Annotated in this window: 14 protein-coding genes; 8 read left to right on the top strand and 6 right to left on the bottom strand. The window is 65.4% G+C overall.

Annotated features, from left to right (window positions below):
• Positions 1-10: 10 nt before the first annotated feature.
• The gene (locus PAQ31011_RS06315) at positions 11-853 is read right to left on the bottom strand and encodes a beta-keto acid cleavage family enzyme (protein ID WP_150575049.1); all 843 of its coding nucleotides are present in this window, start codon (positions 851-853) and stop codon (positions 11-13) included.
• Positions 850-2,193, bottom strand: coding sequence for an aspartate aminotransferase family protein (locus tag PAQ31011_RS06310; protein WP_150575048.1), 1,344 nt, complete (start codon positions 2,191-2,193; stop codon positions 850-852). Before PAQ31011_RS06310 ends, PAQ31011_RS06315 begins: the two co-directional genes overlap by 4 nt.
• Positions 2,194-2,470: 277 nt before the next feature.
• Between PAQ31011_RS06310 and PAQ31011_RS06305 the strand changes: the two genes are divergently transcribed.
• Positions 2,471-3,409: a MurR/RpiR family transcriptional regulator gene (locus tag PAQ31011_RS06305; protein WP_150575047.1), complete on the top strand. Its 939-nt coding sequence runs from the start codon at positions 2,471-2,473 to the stop codon at positions 3,407-3,409.
• On the opposite strand, the gene PAQ31011_RS06300 is transcribed toward PAQ31011_RS06305, so the two are convergent.
• Positions 3,393-4,577, bottom strand: coding sequence for an MFS transporter (locus tag PAQ31011_RS06300; RefSeq protein WP_150575046.1), 1,185 nt, complete (start codon positions 4,575-4,577; stop codon positions 3,393-3,395). The two genes, PAQ31011_RS06305 and PAQ31011_RS06300, sit on opposite strands and share 17 nt — an antisense overlap.
• A gap of 149 nt (positions 4,578-4,726) precedes the next feature.
• Between PAQ31011_RS06300 and PAQ31011_RS06295 the strand changes: the two genes are divergently transcribed.
• Both PAQ31011_RS06295 and PAQ31011_RS06290 read left to right on the top strand, forming a co-directional pair.
• Positions 4,727-6,100, top strand: a complete 1,374-nt coding sequence (locus tag PAQ31011_RS06295) for an aminotransferase-like domain-containing protein (RefSeq protein WP_150575045.1) — start codon at positions 4,727-4,729, stop codon at positions 6,098-6,100.
• A 163-nt stretch (positions 6,101-6,263) separates the two neighbouring features.
• Positions 6,264-6,677 carry a hypothetical protein gene (locus PAQ31011_RS06290; RefSeq protein ID WP_174989990.1) on the top strand — a complete coding sequence of 138 codons (414 nt, stop codon included), beginning with the start codon at positions 6,264-6,266 and terminating at the stop codon, positions 6,675-6,677.
• 148 nt (positions 6,678-6,825) lie between these two features.
• On the opposite strand, the gene PAQ31011_RS06285 is transcribed toward PAQ31011_RS06290, so the two are convergent.
• Positions 6,826-8,061, bottom strand: a complete 1,236-nt coding sequence (locus PAQ31011_RS06285) for an MFS transporter (RefSeq protein WP_150575044.1) — start codon at positions 8,059-8,061, stop codon at positions 6,826-6,828.
• Between the two features lie 442 nt (positions 8,062-8,503).
• Here PAQ31011_RS06285 and PAQ31011_RS06280 point away from each other — a divergent pair, with 442 nt between their 5' ends.
• The 3 genes from PAQ31011_RS06280 (at position 8,504) to PAQ31011_RS06270 (ending at position 11,611) form a co-directional block, all read left to right on the top strand.
• Positions 8,504-10,117, top strand: coding sequence for an EAL domain-containing protein (locus PAQ31011_RS06280; protein WP_150575043.1), 1,614 nt, complete (start codon positions 8,504-8,506; stop codon positions 10,115-10,117).
• Between the two features lie 6 nt (positions 10,118-10,123).
• Complete coding sequence (locus PAQ31011_RS06275) at positions 10,124-10,534, top strand: hypothetical protein (RefSeq protein ID WP_150575042.1); 411 nt, start codon at positions 10,124-10,126, stop codon at positions 10,532-10,534.
• Positions 10,535-10,759: 225 nt separating this feature from the next.
• A complete protein-coding gene (locus PAQ31011_RS06270; RefSeq protein WP_150575041.1) occupies positions 10,760-11,611 on the top strand; it encodes a TOBE domain-containing protein in 852 nt (283 codons plus the stop codon).
• Positions 11,612-11,691: 80 nt separating this feature from the next.
• Here the strand turns inward: PAQ31011_RS06270 and PAQ31011_RS06265 are convergent, their stop codons facing one another.
• Positions 11,692-12,885 (bottom strand): MFS transporter, encoded by a 1,194-nt coding sequence (locus PAQ31011_RS06265; RefSeq protein ID WP_150575040.1) that lies wholly within the window; start codon positions 12,883-12,885, stop codon positions 11,692-11,694.
• 212 nt (positions 12,886-13,097) lie between these two features.
• On the opposite strand from PAQ31011_RS06265, the gene PAQ31011_RS06260 reads away from it, so the two are divergent.
• Positions 13,098-14,009, top strand: coding sequence for a LysR family transcriptional regulator (locus tag PAQ31011_RS06260; protein WP_150575039.1), 912 nt, complete (start codon positions 13,098-13,100; stop codon positions 14,007-14,009).
• 43 nt (positions 14,010-14,052) lie between these two features.
• On the opposite strand, the gene PAQ31011_RS06255 is transcribed toward PAQ31011_RS06260, so the two are convergent.
• On the bottom strand, positions 14,053-15,399 hold the full coding sequence (locus PAQ31011_RS06255) for an MFS transporter (protein WP_150575038.1): 1,347 nt from the start codon (positions 15,397-15,399) through the stop codon (positions 14,053-14,055).
• Positions 15,400-15,650: 251 nt separating this feature from the next.
• On the opposite strand from PAQ31011_RS06255, the gene PAQ31011_RS06250 reads away from it, so the two are divergent.
• A complete protein-coding gene (locus tag PAQ31011_RS06250; protein ID WP_150575037.1) occupies positions 15,651-16,550 on the top strand; it encodes a LysR family transcriptional regulator in 900 nt (299 codons plus the stop codon).
• Positions 16,551-16,558: the final 8 nt, after the last annotated feature.

Here is a 16,558-nt window from a genome sequence, read left to right as displayed (position 1 = left end):
GCCCCAACGCTCAGTGGATCAGTTCGCGCAGCGCGTCCGCCGTCATGGGCGCGAGGGCCAGCGGTGTGGCGGCAGCCGTCAGCGCGCTCAGCGACGCGGCGTTGCCCGGGGAGACGCTGCCGTCCGGCAGGTAAAGGTTGTTCTCGAAGCCGATCCGGGCGTGGCCGCCCTGCAACACGGCGGCCAGCGCACACTCGGCCTCGCGCGGCCCGAAGGCGCACATCGCCCACGGCGTGGCGTCGGCGGCTTCGCCCAGCCCATCCGCACCGGCTTGCCAGGCGGCGAGGAACGGCAGCAGGTCCGACGGCGACGACAACTGCCCTTTGCTGTAGCGGCCCAGCACGAACAGGACCCAATGGCGGCCCGGACGAATCGCCCCGCTCGCGCGCAGGCGCCAGTAATGCGCCACGTCCTCGGTGTCGTACAGGATGTATTGCGTCGTGATCTGCTCGCGCCACAGCCAGTCGAAGAAGGCCTCGGCCGCAGGGGCGTGTGCCGCATCGGGCAGCACTTCACGCAACGCCACCGAAATCGCTTCGGGATGCAGCGCGTGCACCGTCGCGATCTGCTGCTCCGGCGTGTAGATGCCGACCGCCTCGGTCGTCACCTGCAACACGAGGGCTTCGCCCACCGCGCGACGCACGGCCGCAATGCCCGCCGCGTAATCCGCCGCTTCGAGGCTGTGCGTGCCGTCGGCCTTGCGCACATGCAGGTGGATCATGGCCGCGCCCGCGTCCAGACACGCCTTGGCGCATTCGCCCAGTTCCGTGGGCGTCATCGGCAACGCGGGATGGTCGGCGTGCGTGCGGCGTGCGCCGTTTGGCGCGACAGCCAACGCGTAGTGTCGTGTCATGCCACGCCTCCGGCCTTCACACCGGTGACGTCCGCCACGGCGAGCGCCAGTCGCTCGACGATGCGGTCGATGTCGCCCGGCTGGCAGATGAACGGCGGCGCGATCAGCGCATGATCGCCATGAACGCCGTCGACCGTCCCGCCCATCGGATAGATCAGCAGGCCGCGTTCTTTGGCGGACGCCTTCAAACGCGCGTGTGTCTTGTCCGCCGTCGGCAGCGTTTGCTTCGTGGCGCGGTCGGCCACGAACTCGACGCCGACGAACAGCCCGCGTCCGCGCACGTCGCCCACATTCGGGTGATCGGCGAACACTTCGCGCAAACGGACACGCAATTGCTCGCCGCGCGCCTTCACGTTCTCCAGCAGGTTCTCGTCGGCAATCGTGCGCTGCACCGCCAGCGCCGCCGCGCACGCCATCGCGTGGCCGAGGTAGGTGTGGCCGTGCTGGAAGAAGCCCGAGCCGCCGACGACGGCGTCGAAAATCTTGTCCGAGCACAGCATCGCGCCGATCGGCTGATAGCCCGCGCCGAGGCCCTTGGCAATGACGAGGATGTCCGGCGTCACGCCATCTTCTTCGCACGCGAACAGATACCCCGTGCGGCCCATGCCCGACATCACTTCGTCGAGCAGCAACAGCACGCCGTATTTGTCGCACACGGCGCGCATGCGCTTGAGGTAATCGCCCACCGGCGGCACCGCGCCGGCCGTCGCGCCGACCACGGTTTCCGCAACGAACGCGATCACCGTGTCGCCGCCGAGTTCGAGAATCTTCGCTTCGAGTTCGTCCGCCAGACGCTGCACGTAGGCGGCGTCGCTTTCGCCATCGAGACGCTCGCGATAAGCGAAGCACGGCGAAACGTGATGCGCCGGCACGAGCAAGGGCAGGAACGGCTCGCGTCGCCAGGCATTGCCACCGATGGCGAGCGCGCCGAGCGTGTTGCCGTGATAGCTCTGACGGCGCGCAATGAAGAACTGACGCTGCGGCTGACCGATCTCGACGAAGTACTGGCGCGCGAGTTTGAGCGCCGCCTCCACGCCTTCGGAACCGCCGCTCACGAAGTACACATGGTTCAGGTCGCCGGGCGCGCTCGCCGCGAGCGTGTCGGCCAGTTCCTCAGCCACTTCCGTCGTGAAGAACGACGTGTGGGCGTACGCCAGTTGCGCCGCCTGTTGCTGCATGGCCTCGATCACGCGAGGATGTCCGTGACCGAGGCACGAGACGGCAGCGCCGCCGCAAGCGTCGAGATAGTGCTTGCCGTTGCTGTCGATCAACTCGATTCCCTGACCGCCGACCGCGACGGGCAACGTCTGGCGCGGATTGCGGTGAAACACGTGCGTCATGCCTGAACCTCTGACGAAAAGATGGTGCAAAACGAGACTGCCCCGAGGGTGGCCGCCCGGCCATCGGTCTCGCGAACGATGCCGCTCAGTGTAGGCGTATCCCCCAGCGTTTGCAACATATGTTTCACGTGTTTTATGAGCGCAACACTTCGCGCAACACCATTACCACACTTGATGTTTCACCGCAGGCCACAGGCCCGGAGGAAAGGGCGTGCGCGCTTGCGGCATTTCATGCAACAATCGTTACATTCTTTCGCCGCCGTGTTGCCATCCCCCAATGACACAAGCCACAGCGCTGCCGCAGACGCTCGACCAGCTCAACGCTCTGCTGCGTGAGCGCTACTCCCAACTGAGCCCGCAATTCCAGGCGGGCGCGCGCTTTCTTCTCGACCATCCGCAACGTGTGCCGATCAGCTCGATGCGCGCGATTGCCGCCGAAGCGGGCGTGCAACCGGCCACCTTCGTGCGACTCGCGCAACATCTCGGCTTCGACGGATGGCATGGCCTTCGCGAGTTGTTCCTGGAATCGATTCGTCTCGGACCGCAGCCCTACGCGAGCCGCGCGCGACAGGTGATCCGCGAGGGCGACGCCGCGCGCATGGTGCCCGAGATGTTCCGGGTGCAGCACAACAACCTCGATCTGACGGAGGCCGGTGCGAACGATTCGCTGAGCGCGGCCGTCGATCTGCTCGCGAACGCGGGGACGGTGCACGTGGCGGGCTTTCGCGCGTGCTTTCCCATCGCGTTCACGTTCCAGTACATCTACCGGTTGTTTCGGCCGACGGTGCACCTTATCCGTGGCGAAGCCGGCACGCTGGAAATGGAATTGCGGGCGCTCTCGGCCCGTGACGTGGTGGTGGTGATCAGTTTCGCGCCCTATTCGAACGAAGCGCTGATCGTGACGCGCGCGGCCCGCGCCGCCGGTGCACGCGTGCTGGCGCTCACGGACTCGACGGTCTCGCCGCTCGCGCTCGATGCCGACGCGACGGTGCTGTTCTCGCACGAAAGCCCGTCGTTCTTCCCGTCGATCACGGCCGGGATTGCGGTGGTGGAGACGCTCGTCGAAATGCTGCTCGCCCGCAAGGGGCGCGGCGCCGTGCGCGCACTGGAACTGGCCGAAGACCAGTTGCACGGCACCGGGGCTTACGTCAGCCCGTCGGGGAGCGGCTCGACCAACGCAAGCAAACCCGATCCCCGGGTCAAACCGGACGCGTAAGCGCGGCGCGCTCGCGACGTAGCACCACCGCGAGCGCCGCACTGCCCGCAATCAACGCGGCAGTGAACAAAGCGAGGGCGACGGGCATGCCGAAGCGATCGGCAAGCCAGCCACTGGTAACGACCGGCACCGAAAAGCCGAAGTACGCGAACAGGAAGTACCCGGCGGCCGCCCGCGCACGCAATACTGGCGCGACCGCCGAATTGACGGCGGCCAGTCCGCCCAGATACGTGAAGCCGTAGCACGCCGAACTGGCAATCGCAGCGCCTGCGAGAATCGCGGGCAGGCTGACGTACACCACCCCGAGCGCGAGTACAACGAAGCCCAGCGGCACCAGCGCCAACCCGACCCGAACGGCGCGCACCGGGGCCATGCGGCGAGCCGCCGGCTGGAACAGCAGGCCGGTCGAGACAACGAAGAACGTTGCGAAGCCCGCCCACGCGGCATGTCCGTGCACGGCCAGCGCCGAGGGCACCACACCGATCACCACGCCCACCGCTGCCCACGCGAGCAGGATCGCCATGCCTAGCGGCACCGTTCCGGGCGCGAGTACCGGCCAGCGCAACCACGGCACGTTCGGGTGGTGCGCCGGGGCAGGCAAGGCAGCGACGGCGAGCGCCGCCACAAGCGCCAGCGGCAGATACGCCCACAAGCTCAGCGGCGGCAACATCGACGGCGCGACGATCAGGCACAGGCCCGTCACGAGCGCACCGGTGCCGAAGCCGAGCGACGTCGCTGCCGCGACCAGCGCCGCGCCGCGTGTCGCCGCATCGTCGCGATCCGCGTACAACTCCGTCATGTAAGCCGTGCCGCTGCCTGCAACGAGGCCGGTCGCCAGTCCATAGCAGGCGCGCGCGCCGCCGAGTGCGACCAGCGTCGGCCAGCGCAGCGTCAGCCACGTCCCGACGAGGCCCAGCAGAAGCGCGACGACGAGCGGCAACCGGCGTCCCACACGATCCGACAATCCCGCGAGGAACAGTAAAGCCGGCACCAGCGCGCCGACGTAACACGCGAACGCCAGCGCCTGCGCGCCTGCGCCGTAACCGCTCGCCGCCGCGTAGTGCGGCACCAGCGGGGCTTGCAGATTGACGGAGAACGTCACGAGGAAGAGTTGTACCGCGAGGAGCGGGATCGCCCAGCGGGGCGGCGAAGAGGTCGTGGGGAGCATGATCGGAAAGAGAACATCGGAGGGACACTGCGCCGTGCTCAGCGCAGTGTCCAGTATTGCCAGCGCCTTAATCCGGTGCAATTATTGAATTGTCCTGAGATCAATTTTTTCCCCACCGACTTCATCGGCTTCATCAGCATCACGCGTCTATGTCAGCCCCCGCCCGCTATCTCGAACACGTCGAACGGCTTGCCGACGCCATCGCATCCGGCGAACTCGCCTCAGGCACGCGCCTGCCCCCACAGCGCGATTACGCCGACGCACACGGGCTCGCCACGTCCACCGTCACACGCATCTATACCGAACTCGCCCGACGTGGCCTCGCCGTGGGCGAAGTCGGACGCGGCACCTTCGTGCGCTCGCCCACGGTGGGCGCGGCCGCTGCCTTCGCGCAGTGGGCACCCGCGCCGGGCACGCTGGGCGGTGTCGATCTGGCGTTCAACTACCCGGTACTGCCCGAGCAAACCGAGGCGTTGCGACAGGCGCTGCGTGAGATGGCGTCCGGCGGGGATTTGAGCGCTTTGCTCGTCCATTCGCCGCACGACGGACCACCGGCCGACCGACGTACGGCGGCGCAATGGCTGTCGCGCCGGGACAGCGTCGCGGTATCGCCCGATTCGCTGGTCGTGTGTGCGGGCGGGCAGCATGCGCTGGATGTACTGCAACTGGCGTTGTGCCGGGCGGGCGAGCCGGTCGCCGTCGAAGCGCTCACGTACCCCGGCTGGAAGGCGCTCGCAGCCATGCGCGACGTGCCGCTCGCCGCCGTGTCGATGACGGCCGATGGACTCGATCCCGTAGCGCTGGACAAGCTCTGCCGCCACCATGCGGGACGACTGCGCGTCGTCTACACCATGCCAACGCTGCACAACCCGCTGGGCGGGGTGATGCCGCTTGCACAACGTCGGGCGGTGGTGGAGGTCGCGCGGCGTCATGACCTGATGATCGTCGAAGACAGTGCCTACGGCTTTCTGGTCGCGGACGCTCCGCCGCCGCTTCGTCTGCTCGCACCGGAACGCACGTTCGAAGTGTGCAGCCTGTCCAAGCCCGGCGCGCCGGGGCTGCGCATCGCCTATCTCATCGCCCCGCCCGCCCTGCTGCCGCGCGTGCACGCGGCGATGCGCGCCAGTGTGTGGAGTGCCGCCCCGCTGATGGCGCAACTGGCGTCGCGCTGGCTCTCGGACGGCACGATGGACCGCTGGATCACCCGCAAACGCGCACTGGCCGCACAGCGACAGGCGATTGCCATGCAATGCCTGTCGGGATTGAATTCGACGGGGTATCCCGGCGCGTTCCACCGGCTAGTACCGATGCCGGCATCAATGCCCGCCCTGCGCTGCGACGACATCGTGGCCGCCCTGCAAGCGCGCGGTGTTGCGGTGACGCCGGTCGATGCGTTCGCCGCCCCGGGCCAGACCGCGCCGTCGGCCATTCGCGTCGCCCTCGGCTCGCCGGGCAGCGACGACACACTGCGGGCCGCGCTCACACAGGTGGCCGACGTCGTCAAGGCAGCCGGGCGTCACTGAAGTGACCGACAATCCCACGGCGACGCGCCGAGATGACGCCGCTGCCGGTTTCTTTTATGATCGACGTGCTTCCTGCGGCCGCACGCCCGGCGCCACATCCGGTGCGCCATCGCCATGGCGTCGCGCAGGCTTCGTCCCCTGTCGACAATATCAAGGACTCCGAATGTCGCTCATCCACTTCTCCCGCGCCCGTTCGCTCGCGCTTGGCACGGCGCTCGTCGTGGGCACCGCCCTGGCCGCCCCCGCGTTCGCTGCGTCGAACCTCTCCTTCATGGGCAACTCGCCGCTGGCCTACTGGAAGCAACGCGATACCGCGTCGTTCGCCAAGGCCGCGCGCACCGTGCTGACGGAAAAGCAAGACAACGAGACCACCGACTGGACCAACGCCGGCACCGGCAACACGGTGGCTATCGCTGCGCAAATCACGCCGACCAACACGCAAAAGGATGGCGAGCGCACCTGCCGCGATCTGGTCGTGCTGCTCACCGCCAAGGGTCAGGAAGTCACGCTCAAGCTGCCGGCCTGCAAGGCGAACGACAAGGCCGAATGGAAGCTGCAAAAGCGCGGCACGCCTTGATCGGACGCTGTCTGCTATCTGGTGTCCGTCGCCTGCGGCAGACAACGCTGAATAAAAAAATCGCCGGTTCCGAGATGTCGGACCGGCGATTTTTCTAAGGTGCTCAATGCAGGCTGACGGCGTCTTGCCACGCCATCAGCCTGCGCCCTCACGCAGCAACCGTTTTCTTGTGCCCTTCGACGTCCGGCAACAGGATCGTCACGATACCGAGCAGCGGCAGATAAGCGCACACGTGATAGACGAAGTCGATGCTCGTCGTGTCGGCCAACTGGCCCAGCACCGCAGCGCCCACACCGCCCATACCGAACGCGAAGCCGAAGAACAGACCCGACACGGTGCCGACCTTGCCGGGCATCAGTTCCTGCGCATAGACCAGGATGGCCGAGAACGCCGACGCCAGAATCAGACCGATCAGCACCGTCAGAATGCCCGTCCAGAACAGGTTGGCGTACGGCAGCATCAGCGTGAAAGGCGCAGCACCGAGGATCGAGCCCCAGATCACATACTTGCGGCCGATCTTGTCGCCCAGCGGACCGCCGATCATCGTGCCCGCGGCCACGGCGAACAGGAAGACGAACAGATGCACCTGCGCGCTCTGTACCGACACGTGGAACTTGCTGATCAGATAGAACGTGAAGTAGCTGCTGATGCTCGCGAGATAGAAGTACTTCGAGAAGATCAGCACCAGCAGAATGCCGATGGCGAACAACACCTTGCCCTGCGACAGCTGCACGTTACCGCCCCGGCGCACGGCCTTCTTGCCTTGATTCGCGGCACGCTGCACGGCGTACCAGCGGCTCACGTGATACAGCACGAAGATTGCGACGAGCGCCGCCACCGAGAACCACGCCACGCTGCCACGGCCGTTCGGCACGATGATCAGCGCTGCCAGTAACGGCCCGAGCGACGAGCCGACATTACCGCCGACCTGGAAGAACGATTGCGCCATGCCGTGGCGTCCGCCCGAGGCCATACGCGCCACGCGCGAGGATTCCGGATGAAACACCGACGAGCCCATGCCCACGAGCGCCGCCGCGACCAGCAGCATGCCGAAGTTCGGGGCGACGGCCAGCAGCAGCAGACCCACGAGCGTGAAGCCCATGCCGACCGGCAACGAGTACGGCTTCGGATGCTTGTCGGTGTACAGGCCCACGACCGGCTGCAGCAGCGACGCCGTGATCTGGTACGTCAGCGTGATCAGCCCGACCTGTCCGAAGCTCAGGTTGAAGCCGGACTTCAGCAGCGGGTAGATCGCGAGAATCAACGACTGAATCATGTCGTTGAGCAGGTGAGAGAAGCTGATCGCAGACAGCACGCGGAACGCGGCGCCCTGCGCCGCCGGTGTATTGGCACCGGGAAGGGACGTTGCAGGTTGACTCGACATGGGTTGGATTGACGTCTAAGGCTTAAGGAAACGGGTGCTGAGGGTCGGTATTCGGGCGAATGGATGCGAATTGACCGACCTATGCAGGAAAGTTGGGATTGATCCCAATTTCCGCCAGAAATTTAATGAGTGAAGTGTAGAGCATGCGTAAATCGTCGTTGCGCCAACTTTTGTCGCGATTACGCCATCCCAGTGTCACGCAAATTGCGGCCATAACGCCCGCCGACGACGCTTCACAAGCCCGCCGGAAGCAGGCCTCGCGAGGGATCGGCAAGCGCCCTTCACGCCCATCTGCCGGGCGTTGTGCGGGTTTATCGGGGGTCGGACACCGTCGGGGATTCGTGTAGAGTCAATTGACGAGTTGTGCCGTGCAGCACGCGTGCACCGAAAGAATGCACCGCAGCACACGTAGGCCCCACTCTTTCCTTGGTTGGCAGCGAACATGATTCAACACTCCAGAGTCGTGCAGTGGCTGGTGACCGGACTTGTCGTGGCGGTCACGCTTGCCGTCGTCCTTTTTCTGGGCTGGCTGCGCATTTATCACATGTCGCAGTCGATTCTTCAGGAAGAAGCGGCCCGTCAGCGCGACGCGCTCGAACGCATCGTCGCGCAGGCGGAAAGTACGCTGCGGGGCGCGACCCCATGGGTCGGCCGCTCGTGCAGCGAAGTCAGTACCTCGCTGCAGGCCGCCGGCACCCTCAGTCCTTACTTCCGTTCCATCTGGCTCGTTTCGCGTGGCCAGCTCTATTGCTCGTCGGTCATCCGTTCGGACGCGGCGCTCAATATGCCCCTGCCGGCGGACCTCGTGCCGATGCTGACAGGCACGCGCACGTTGCTCGTCAGCGGCACGCCTTACGTCCGTGAAACACCCGCACTAGCGCTTTACGTGCCGACCTCGGCCACGGACGGCGTGCTCGGGTTCGTCGACGGCATCTACCTCACCGAGACGCTGCACAGCGTGAAGAGCAGCGATCTGGCGTGGACCGCCATGACGGTGGGCAACGTCGCGCTCACCTCGGAAGGGCCGCGTCTGGAATCGGCAGGCTTGGCGACACGCGGCGCACAGATATCGCTCACGTCGGAGCACTTCACGACGTCGCTGGCCGGCAGCCCCTCGCTGATGCGCTCGCTTGCCGCCAGTCAGGTCCCGATCTTCCTGTCGTTCGGCGGCATCGTGGCGTTTTTACTCGGTGTCCTGACCTTCCGCCATTTCGGACCGGCGCAATTCATGAAGCGTCAGATCGCGCACGGCATCAAGCGTAACGAATTCAAGGTGTATTACCAGCCGGTGATGGAACTGGCCACCGGCCGTTGCGCGGGGGCCGAAGCGCTGATGCGCTGGCATCATCCCGTGGCAGGCCTCGTTCGCCCGGACGCCTTCATCCCCATTGCGGAAGACAACGGGCTCATCATCGAACTCACGCGCTCGCTGCTGCGCCAGATTCGCAACGACGTCGCCAAGGGCGCGTTGCCGCAGGGCTTTCACATCGGCATCAACCTCGCGGAACGACATCTGCGCGACACCACCATCATTCACGACATCGAGCGGTATTACGGCACGCTGAACAACACGTATCCGATGGTGGCCGAGATCACCGAGCGCTACGTGATTCGCGACACGGCCGCTGCACGCAACGTGATGGCCGAGTTACAGCGGCGTGGCATCGAAACCGCGCTCGACGACTTCGGGGCCGAAAACAACTCCATCGGGTATCTGAAGCGCTACGACTTCAACTATCTGAAGATCGACAAGGAATTCCTGCCGGTCACCGAAGACGACGTGGTCACGCGCAACATCTGCGATTCCATCATTCATCTGGCCGAGCGGCTGGACATGACGATCGTGGCGGAAGGGGTGGAAAACGAGATGCAGGCGAATTACCTGCGCGGGCGCAACGTCACTTATGCACAGGGGTATCTGTTCGCGCGGCCGATTGCGTTCGATGAATTGGTGCAGTACGCGATTGCGCATGCGGGTACAGGACTGACGGCCGTGAAGACCAGCGTGCCGGCGCGCGCGCCCATGACGTCACTGACGCCGCGCAAGGCAGGCTGAGCGATCATGCAGTACAAAAACGCCGGACCCGTGAAGATGACGGCTAACACCGGTCGTCACTGGTCAGGCGTTTCTGCCACACGGCACCGCAACCGGTCAGAAGACCAACTGCGGCATGTTGCTGCGTGGCGCAGGTGCGGCCGCCGCGCGTGTGCTGTCCCGCATTTCGGCGCGCAACAACCACAATCGTTGCGCGACGAAACGTCTGAAGCGCATTTCACCCGCGGAGAAAGAGATTTGCATCTGATGTCGCTTGCCGTTGGGCAGCGTGCGAACCAGACGATAGTATCGAGCCCCGTCAACCGTTTCCTTGATATTCCTGACGCGCATCATTTCACCCCGTTTCTGTTGTGTCAGGTGAGTGGGCACTTCACTTCGGTAAACGTCGCATTCCCGGTCATCCCGCTTGAGACTTGATAAAGACTTGAGTATTTCAGGTCTGAAGCAATACGAACCGGCTTTGGGGGGGCATGCGGCAAAAATCAATGTAGTGGAGAAACGTCCCCCATTCGTCCCCCAAATGGGCGTCCGAAGCGAGCTTCGTTGGTGCGCCGCAACAGTTCCCCGTCCAGCCCTCGTACCCGCTGGTTCGCCCACCCTCTACAATGCGGCCACCTGCTGTGTTTGATCGAAAAAATCATTATGGTTTCCGAACCTTCTTCAACGCCAGACAATGTTTTACGCAACGGAACGGGTGATGCCCTCCAGGTGAGCGGCTCGCTGTGGCTGCATCGCGGCAATTCGTCGCTTGGCGGCCAGGCGCGCATTGCACTGCTCGAACACATTGCGTCGCAAGGCTCGATCACGTCGGCGGCCAAGGCGGCGGGCATGAGCTACAAGGCAGCGTGGGACGCCGTCGACGCCATGAACCAGCTCGCTGGTGAGCCGCTCGTCGAGCGCAGCACCGGCGGACGCGGCGGTGGCGGCACACGACTCACCGCTCGCGGCGCGAAGCTGGTCGCGGCGTTTCGTGCAGTGGAAGCGGCGCAGCAGCAGTTTCTCGCGCGCGTTGCGAACGATCTCGAACATTTCGACGAGCAATGGCCGGTCATCGCGCGGCTCGGACTTCAGACCAGTGCGCGCAATCAATTGCACGGAACGATCACAGCCATTCGGCACTGCGGCGTGAACGACGAAGTGACGTTAACGCTACCTGGCGGCGAAGCGATCACGGCGTCGCTCACCCATCACAGCACCCAAACGCTCGGGCTGGCGGTCGGCGGGCAGGCGTTCGCGCTGATCAAAGCGCCGTGGATCGAGATTGCGCGCGGCGCGGATCTCGCGGGGTTGCCCACGGCGAACCGGTTATCCGGCACCGTGGACACCGTCACCGACGATGCGGGGCAGGCGGAAGTGATTCTGGCGCTGCCCGGCGGCAGCCGTCTCGCGGCAGTGATGCCGCAAGAGACGCTTACCGCGCGCGGCCTCACGGCGGGCATCGGTGCGACGGCCGCATTTCCCGCCGTCAGTGTGATCATCGGCGTGATGGCGTAATGGCGTAATGGCCTGACGCCAATGGCAAAGGCCCGGCATGCCGGGCCTTCTTCATCATTGCACAACGTCCTTCGTCGTCCTTATATTGCAGGGGTTTCACACACCGGCGCGGCCTGACGACCCGCGTCACGGCGATCCAGACGCAAGCTCAGCAGCGCAACGCCCACACCCACCAGCGGCACCAGCGCCGCCACCCAGGGCACGGCCGTCAATCCGGGGCCATGCTCGATGACGAAACCGCCGAGCCACGCACCGATGGCGTTGCCGAGATTGAACGCGGCGATATTGAAGCTCGACGCGAGACTCTCACCTGCCCCGGACGCCTTCTCCATCACCCAAATTTGCAGCGGCGCGACCGTTGCGAATGCCGTCGCCCCGAGCAGCGCCACGAACACAATGGCGAGCCACTGCGAGTGCAACGCGAACGTCATCAGTCCGAGCACGACCGAGAGCGACAGCAAACTGCCCAGCACGGTGCGCACCACGTGACGATCCGCGAGCTTGCCGCCCAGCAGATTGCCGACGACCAGACCACCGCCGAAGATCAGCAGAATCGGCGAGACCGCGCCTTCCGAGAAGCCCGTCACCGTCGTGAGCAACGGCGCGATGTACGTGAACACGCCGAACACCCCCACCCATCCCAGCACGGTCGTCAGCAACCCGAGCAGCACCGGGCGACGCGCCAGCGCACGCAAATCCGCACGCCAGTCGCCGGCATCGGCCGGGGCCGCGATCTTGGGCACGAACCGGGCGATCACGAGGAACGCGAGGGCACCGATGATCGTGACGGCCCAGAAGCTGGCGCGCCAGCCGAAGTGCTGACCCAGCCACGTGCCGAACGGCACACCGAGAATGTTGGCGACGGTCAGGCCCATGAACATCACGGCAATCGCCGACGCACGGCGCTCGCGCGGCACGAGGCCGGTTGCGACGACCGAGCCGACGCCGAAGAACGTACCGTGCGCGAACGACGTCAGCACCCGCGCGGCCATCAGCGCGCCATAGCTCGGCGCAAGCGCACAGGCTGCGTTGCCGATGGTGAAGATGGCCATGAGGACCAGCAGCACGGTCTTGCGCGGCCAGCGGGCGGTGGCGGTCGTCATGATGGGCGCGCCGACAACGACACCCAGTGCGTAACCGGAGATCAGCAGGCCGGCCGCCGCAATCGACACGCCGAAATCGGCGCCGACGTTGAGCAGCAGGCCCATGATCACGAACTCCGTCACACCAATGCCAAAGGCACCGGCGGTCAGGGCATAGAGGGCAATAGGCACGGAAAACTCCTGTCCAAAGGCTGAATATCGGGGCGGGCTCCGCCGTCGAATCGATAGGCCGAATGCGTTGGCTATGCGACGCGCGTGAACCGATGTGCGGAATATAGACGTCCCTTCATTGATGAAATAGACTGCGCGAAGGAAATTCATTTGTGACTTCAAGTCACAAAACAACGCGAAAGCCGTAACCTCAACAGTCGAGGACACCTCCGATGGGTCGACAGGACGTCAACCGCTCAGGCGATATGGAAGTTTTTGCGCGGGTGGTGGAGCTGGGTGGCTTCTCGGCGGCGGCGCGGGCGTTGCACATGACGCCGTCTGCCGTGAGCAAGCTCGTCGCGCGGCTCGAAGGACGGCTGGGCGCACGCCTGTTCAACCGCTCCACGCGTCGCCTGCAACTCACCCCCGAAGGGACCGCTTTTCACGAACGCGCGTTGCGCGTGCTCGCCGACATCGACGCTGCCGAACGCGAAGCGGCGGCGGGCGCGGTGCCGCGCGGTTTGTTGCGGGTGAATTCGAGTGTGCCCATCGGCACGCTGTATCTGCTGCCGGTCATCCCCGCATTTCTGGCGAAGTATCCCGAGATCCGGCTCGATCTGACGCTCACCGACACCGTCGTCGACCTGCTGTCGCAACGTGCCGATGTGGCCGTGCGCGCCGGCCCGTTACGCGACTCACGGCTGGTGGCTCGCAAGCTCGGCGAGAGCCGCGTGCACGTGGTGGCGTCGCCCGACTATCTGGCTCGCAATGCGGCGCTGAATACGCCAGCCGACCTGATTCGTCACAACGTCATGGCGTTCAATTTCGAGCGTCAGATTCAGGGGTTGCCGTTCCTCGACGGCGCGGGCGGTGTCACGTTGTATCCGCCCGCCGGTAACGTGCTGGTCAGCGACGGCGAGACCATGCGCAAACTCGCGCTCGAAGGGCTGGGGGTCGCGCGTCACTCGCGATATCACGTCGACGCCGATCTGCGCGACGGCCGTCTCGTGACCGTTCTCGAAGACTACAACCCCGGCGATCTGGAACCGGTGCACGCCGTGTATGTGGGACAGGGCGGCCACTTGCCCGCCCGCGTCCGTGCGTTTCTCGACTTCCTCGTGGAGCACGTGCATCTGCCGTGCTGACGTCTGTATGGCGGCGTGTGCTTCTGCCATCTTCACGTCGTCGTCATGCCGTCTTCACTGCGCGATGCGACCAGACGAACATCGGCCACGCCAGCGCCGCGCAGATCATGCCCCCCGCCCAGACAAGTCCCCATCCGCCCAGCGCGAGCAGCAGCGGGATCGCGAGGGGTGTGAGGAACATCGTCATGAAGACGCCGGTGTTGCCGATGCCCAGCGCCGTGCCCGCGCGAGACGCCCCGGCGAGCGTGGCCAGTTCCGTGAAGGCTACGCCGTGCCATGCCGACGAGACCACGCCCCCCACAATCAGCAGCGCGATCATCACCGGCGTGCCGTGCGCGAGCCACTCGGGACGCATCGAGAGCAATCCCACCAGTAAACCCAGCATCGCGAACACGACGCCGACCACCAGTGTGCAAACGCGCAAATAGGCGGGACGGTTGCGGCGCTTATCGGTAAATCGTCCGCTCCACACACGAGTGATCGCAGCCCCCGTTTGCACAGCGCCCAGCGTGAGCGAAATCGTTAGCACGCTCACATGAGCGAAGTCGTGCAGGAAGACCGTGCCGAAGGTGAGCACAGCGATTTGCGGCATGGCGAGCACGGCCATGCCGAGCGCGGTGCTGAGCAGACGAGCGTCACGCAACGGCGTGTATGCGGCGGCCGGACGACCACCGGCGCTGGCCGTTGCCGGGCGCGGCGCTTCATGCAGTTCTTCCGGCGGTTCGAGCAACCACAGCCATGCCATGCCCGCTGCGGCCACGCACGCCACTGCCAGGCCGATGAAGACCCCGCTGAAACCGAAATGGACGGCCGTTCCCGGCAAGAGCAGCGCACCGATCCCGCCGCCCATCGGCACCGCGCACTGCCGCACGCTCATCGCGAGACCGCGCTCGCTGTCGTGGAACCATCGCATCACGGCGCGTCCGCTCGACCCGTTCACGCTACCGCCCAGCACGCCGATGGCCAGCATCCCGGCCGCGAGCATCGGCATCGACGGGACGAAGTGCGTCGTCGGCACGACCCACAGGCCGAGTCCGAGCAGCGCCGCCGCCGTCACCAGCAACCCGACAAGCAACACGCGCCGGTCGCCCCATCGATCCGTGAGCATGCCCCACGGCAATTCCGAGATGGCAATGCCCAGACCGATCATGCCGAGCACGAGGCCGAGGTCGCCGTTGGCCAGCGCATAGGCGCTGCGCATCTGGACGGCCGTCGCGGGAATACCGCCCATCGCCGCCGCGAAGCTGGCATTGGCCGCCACGCCGACGCCCAACACCTTCCAGCGATGATTGCGATTGAGTTGTGGGACGGTGACATCCGGGGCACGCGGCACAGCGGTGGCCGAAAGGCGATTCGGCGCGGCGGAGGCAGAGCAGAGACGTTCATTCATGAGTGACACGGTGCGCGGGCGGTAAACACGCGGCTCTGAAAGAAGAACGGGGGGCATCCCGGGGTCGCGCTTGCGCGTAAATCCGGATGACATGCTCCGCATCCTACGGGGGTACAATCCATCGGAAAAGCGGGAAAACTCGATGACATATATCGTGTTTTCCGGATTAACTCCGATAACCCGCCGACGTGCCATCCGCCCCGGGTCGTCCCGCATTTGCCCCACGAATCGCCGTTCTACCGAGTGCCGCCATGAATGCCCGCGCCTTCGATCTGACCCAGCTACGCACGTTTATCGCCATTCACGACGCCGGCAGCATTTCGGGCGCCGCCGAGCAAATCTTCCTGTCGCAGTCGACCGTCAGCGAGCAACTGAAGAAGCTCGAAGAGCGGGCCGGGCAGTCACTGCTCGTTCGTTCGCGAAAGGGCATGCGTCCCACGCCCGCAGGCACGCGGCTGCTCGCATACGCGCGTCAGATTGCAGCGCTGTCGGAAGCCGCGTTCGAAGACCTTCAGGGCGTGCTGCTCGACGGCGAGTTGCGCATCGCGATCACGGATTATTACCGTCCGCACGACGTCGCCCGCGTCCTCAAACGATTCACAAGTCTCTATCCGCGTCTGCGCCTGCATGTGAGCGCGATGCAGAGTTCGCAGATCGAGCGTTCGGCCATGACGGGTGAGCATTTCGACGTGGGACTGGCCTTGCGGCTGATGAACGAGGATGTCGGCGACGGCAACGCCACCCATGACGATCTCGGGGGCGCTTCGGCCACGCTGGTGCGGCGCGAGCGTCTCGTGTGGGCGATGGCGGCGACGCAGACGGCCCCCGTCGACGTGCCGCTGCCGCTGGTGACACTCCCGCGCTCGTGCGCATTGCAGACGCTTGTTGCGAGCGTGCTTGAACGGCACAAGATTGCGTATCGGGTGTCGCATTCGGCGGCCGGGGTCGCAGGCATGCAGTTGGCACTGGCCGCGGGCTTGGGGGTGTCTTGCCTGAATGAGTCAGCGCTCACGCCCGAGCTAATCGTCTGCCCGCCGTCGCTTGGGCTGCCGCCGCTGCCGCGCGCCGAATTCCATCTGCTGCCGGGACGTGCCGACGAAACCGACCTGATCCGACATGCGCGCAATGCGCTCCTGCGGCTGTTCGCGTGATACCTTTG

It is taken from the genome of Pandoraea aquatica (assembly GCF_902459565.1).
GTDB classification, from domain to species: Bacteria; Pseudomonadota; Gammaproteobacteria; order Burkholderiales; family Burkholderiaceae; genus Pandoraea; species Pandoraea aquatica.
Note: the sequence above shows the minus strand (reverse complement) of the source record. Positions and strands in the feature narration are given on the sequence as shown.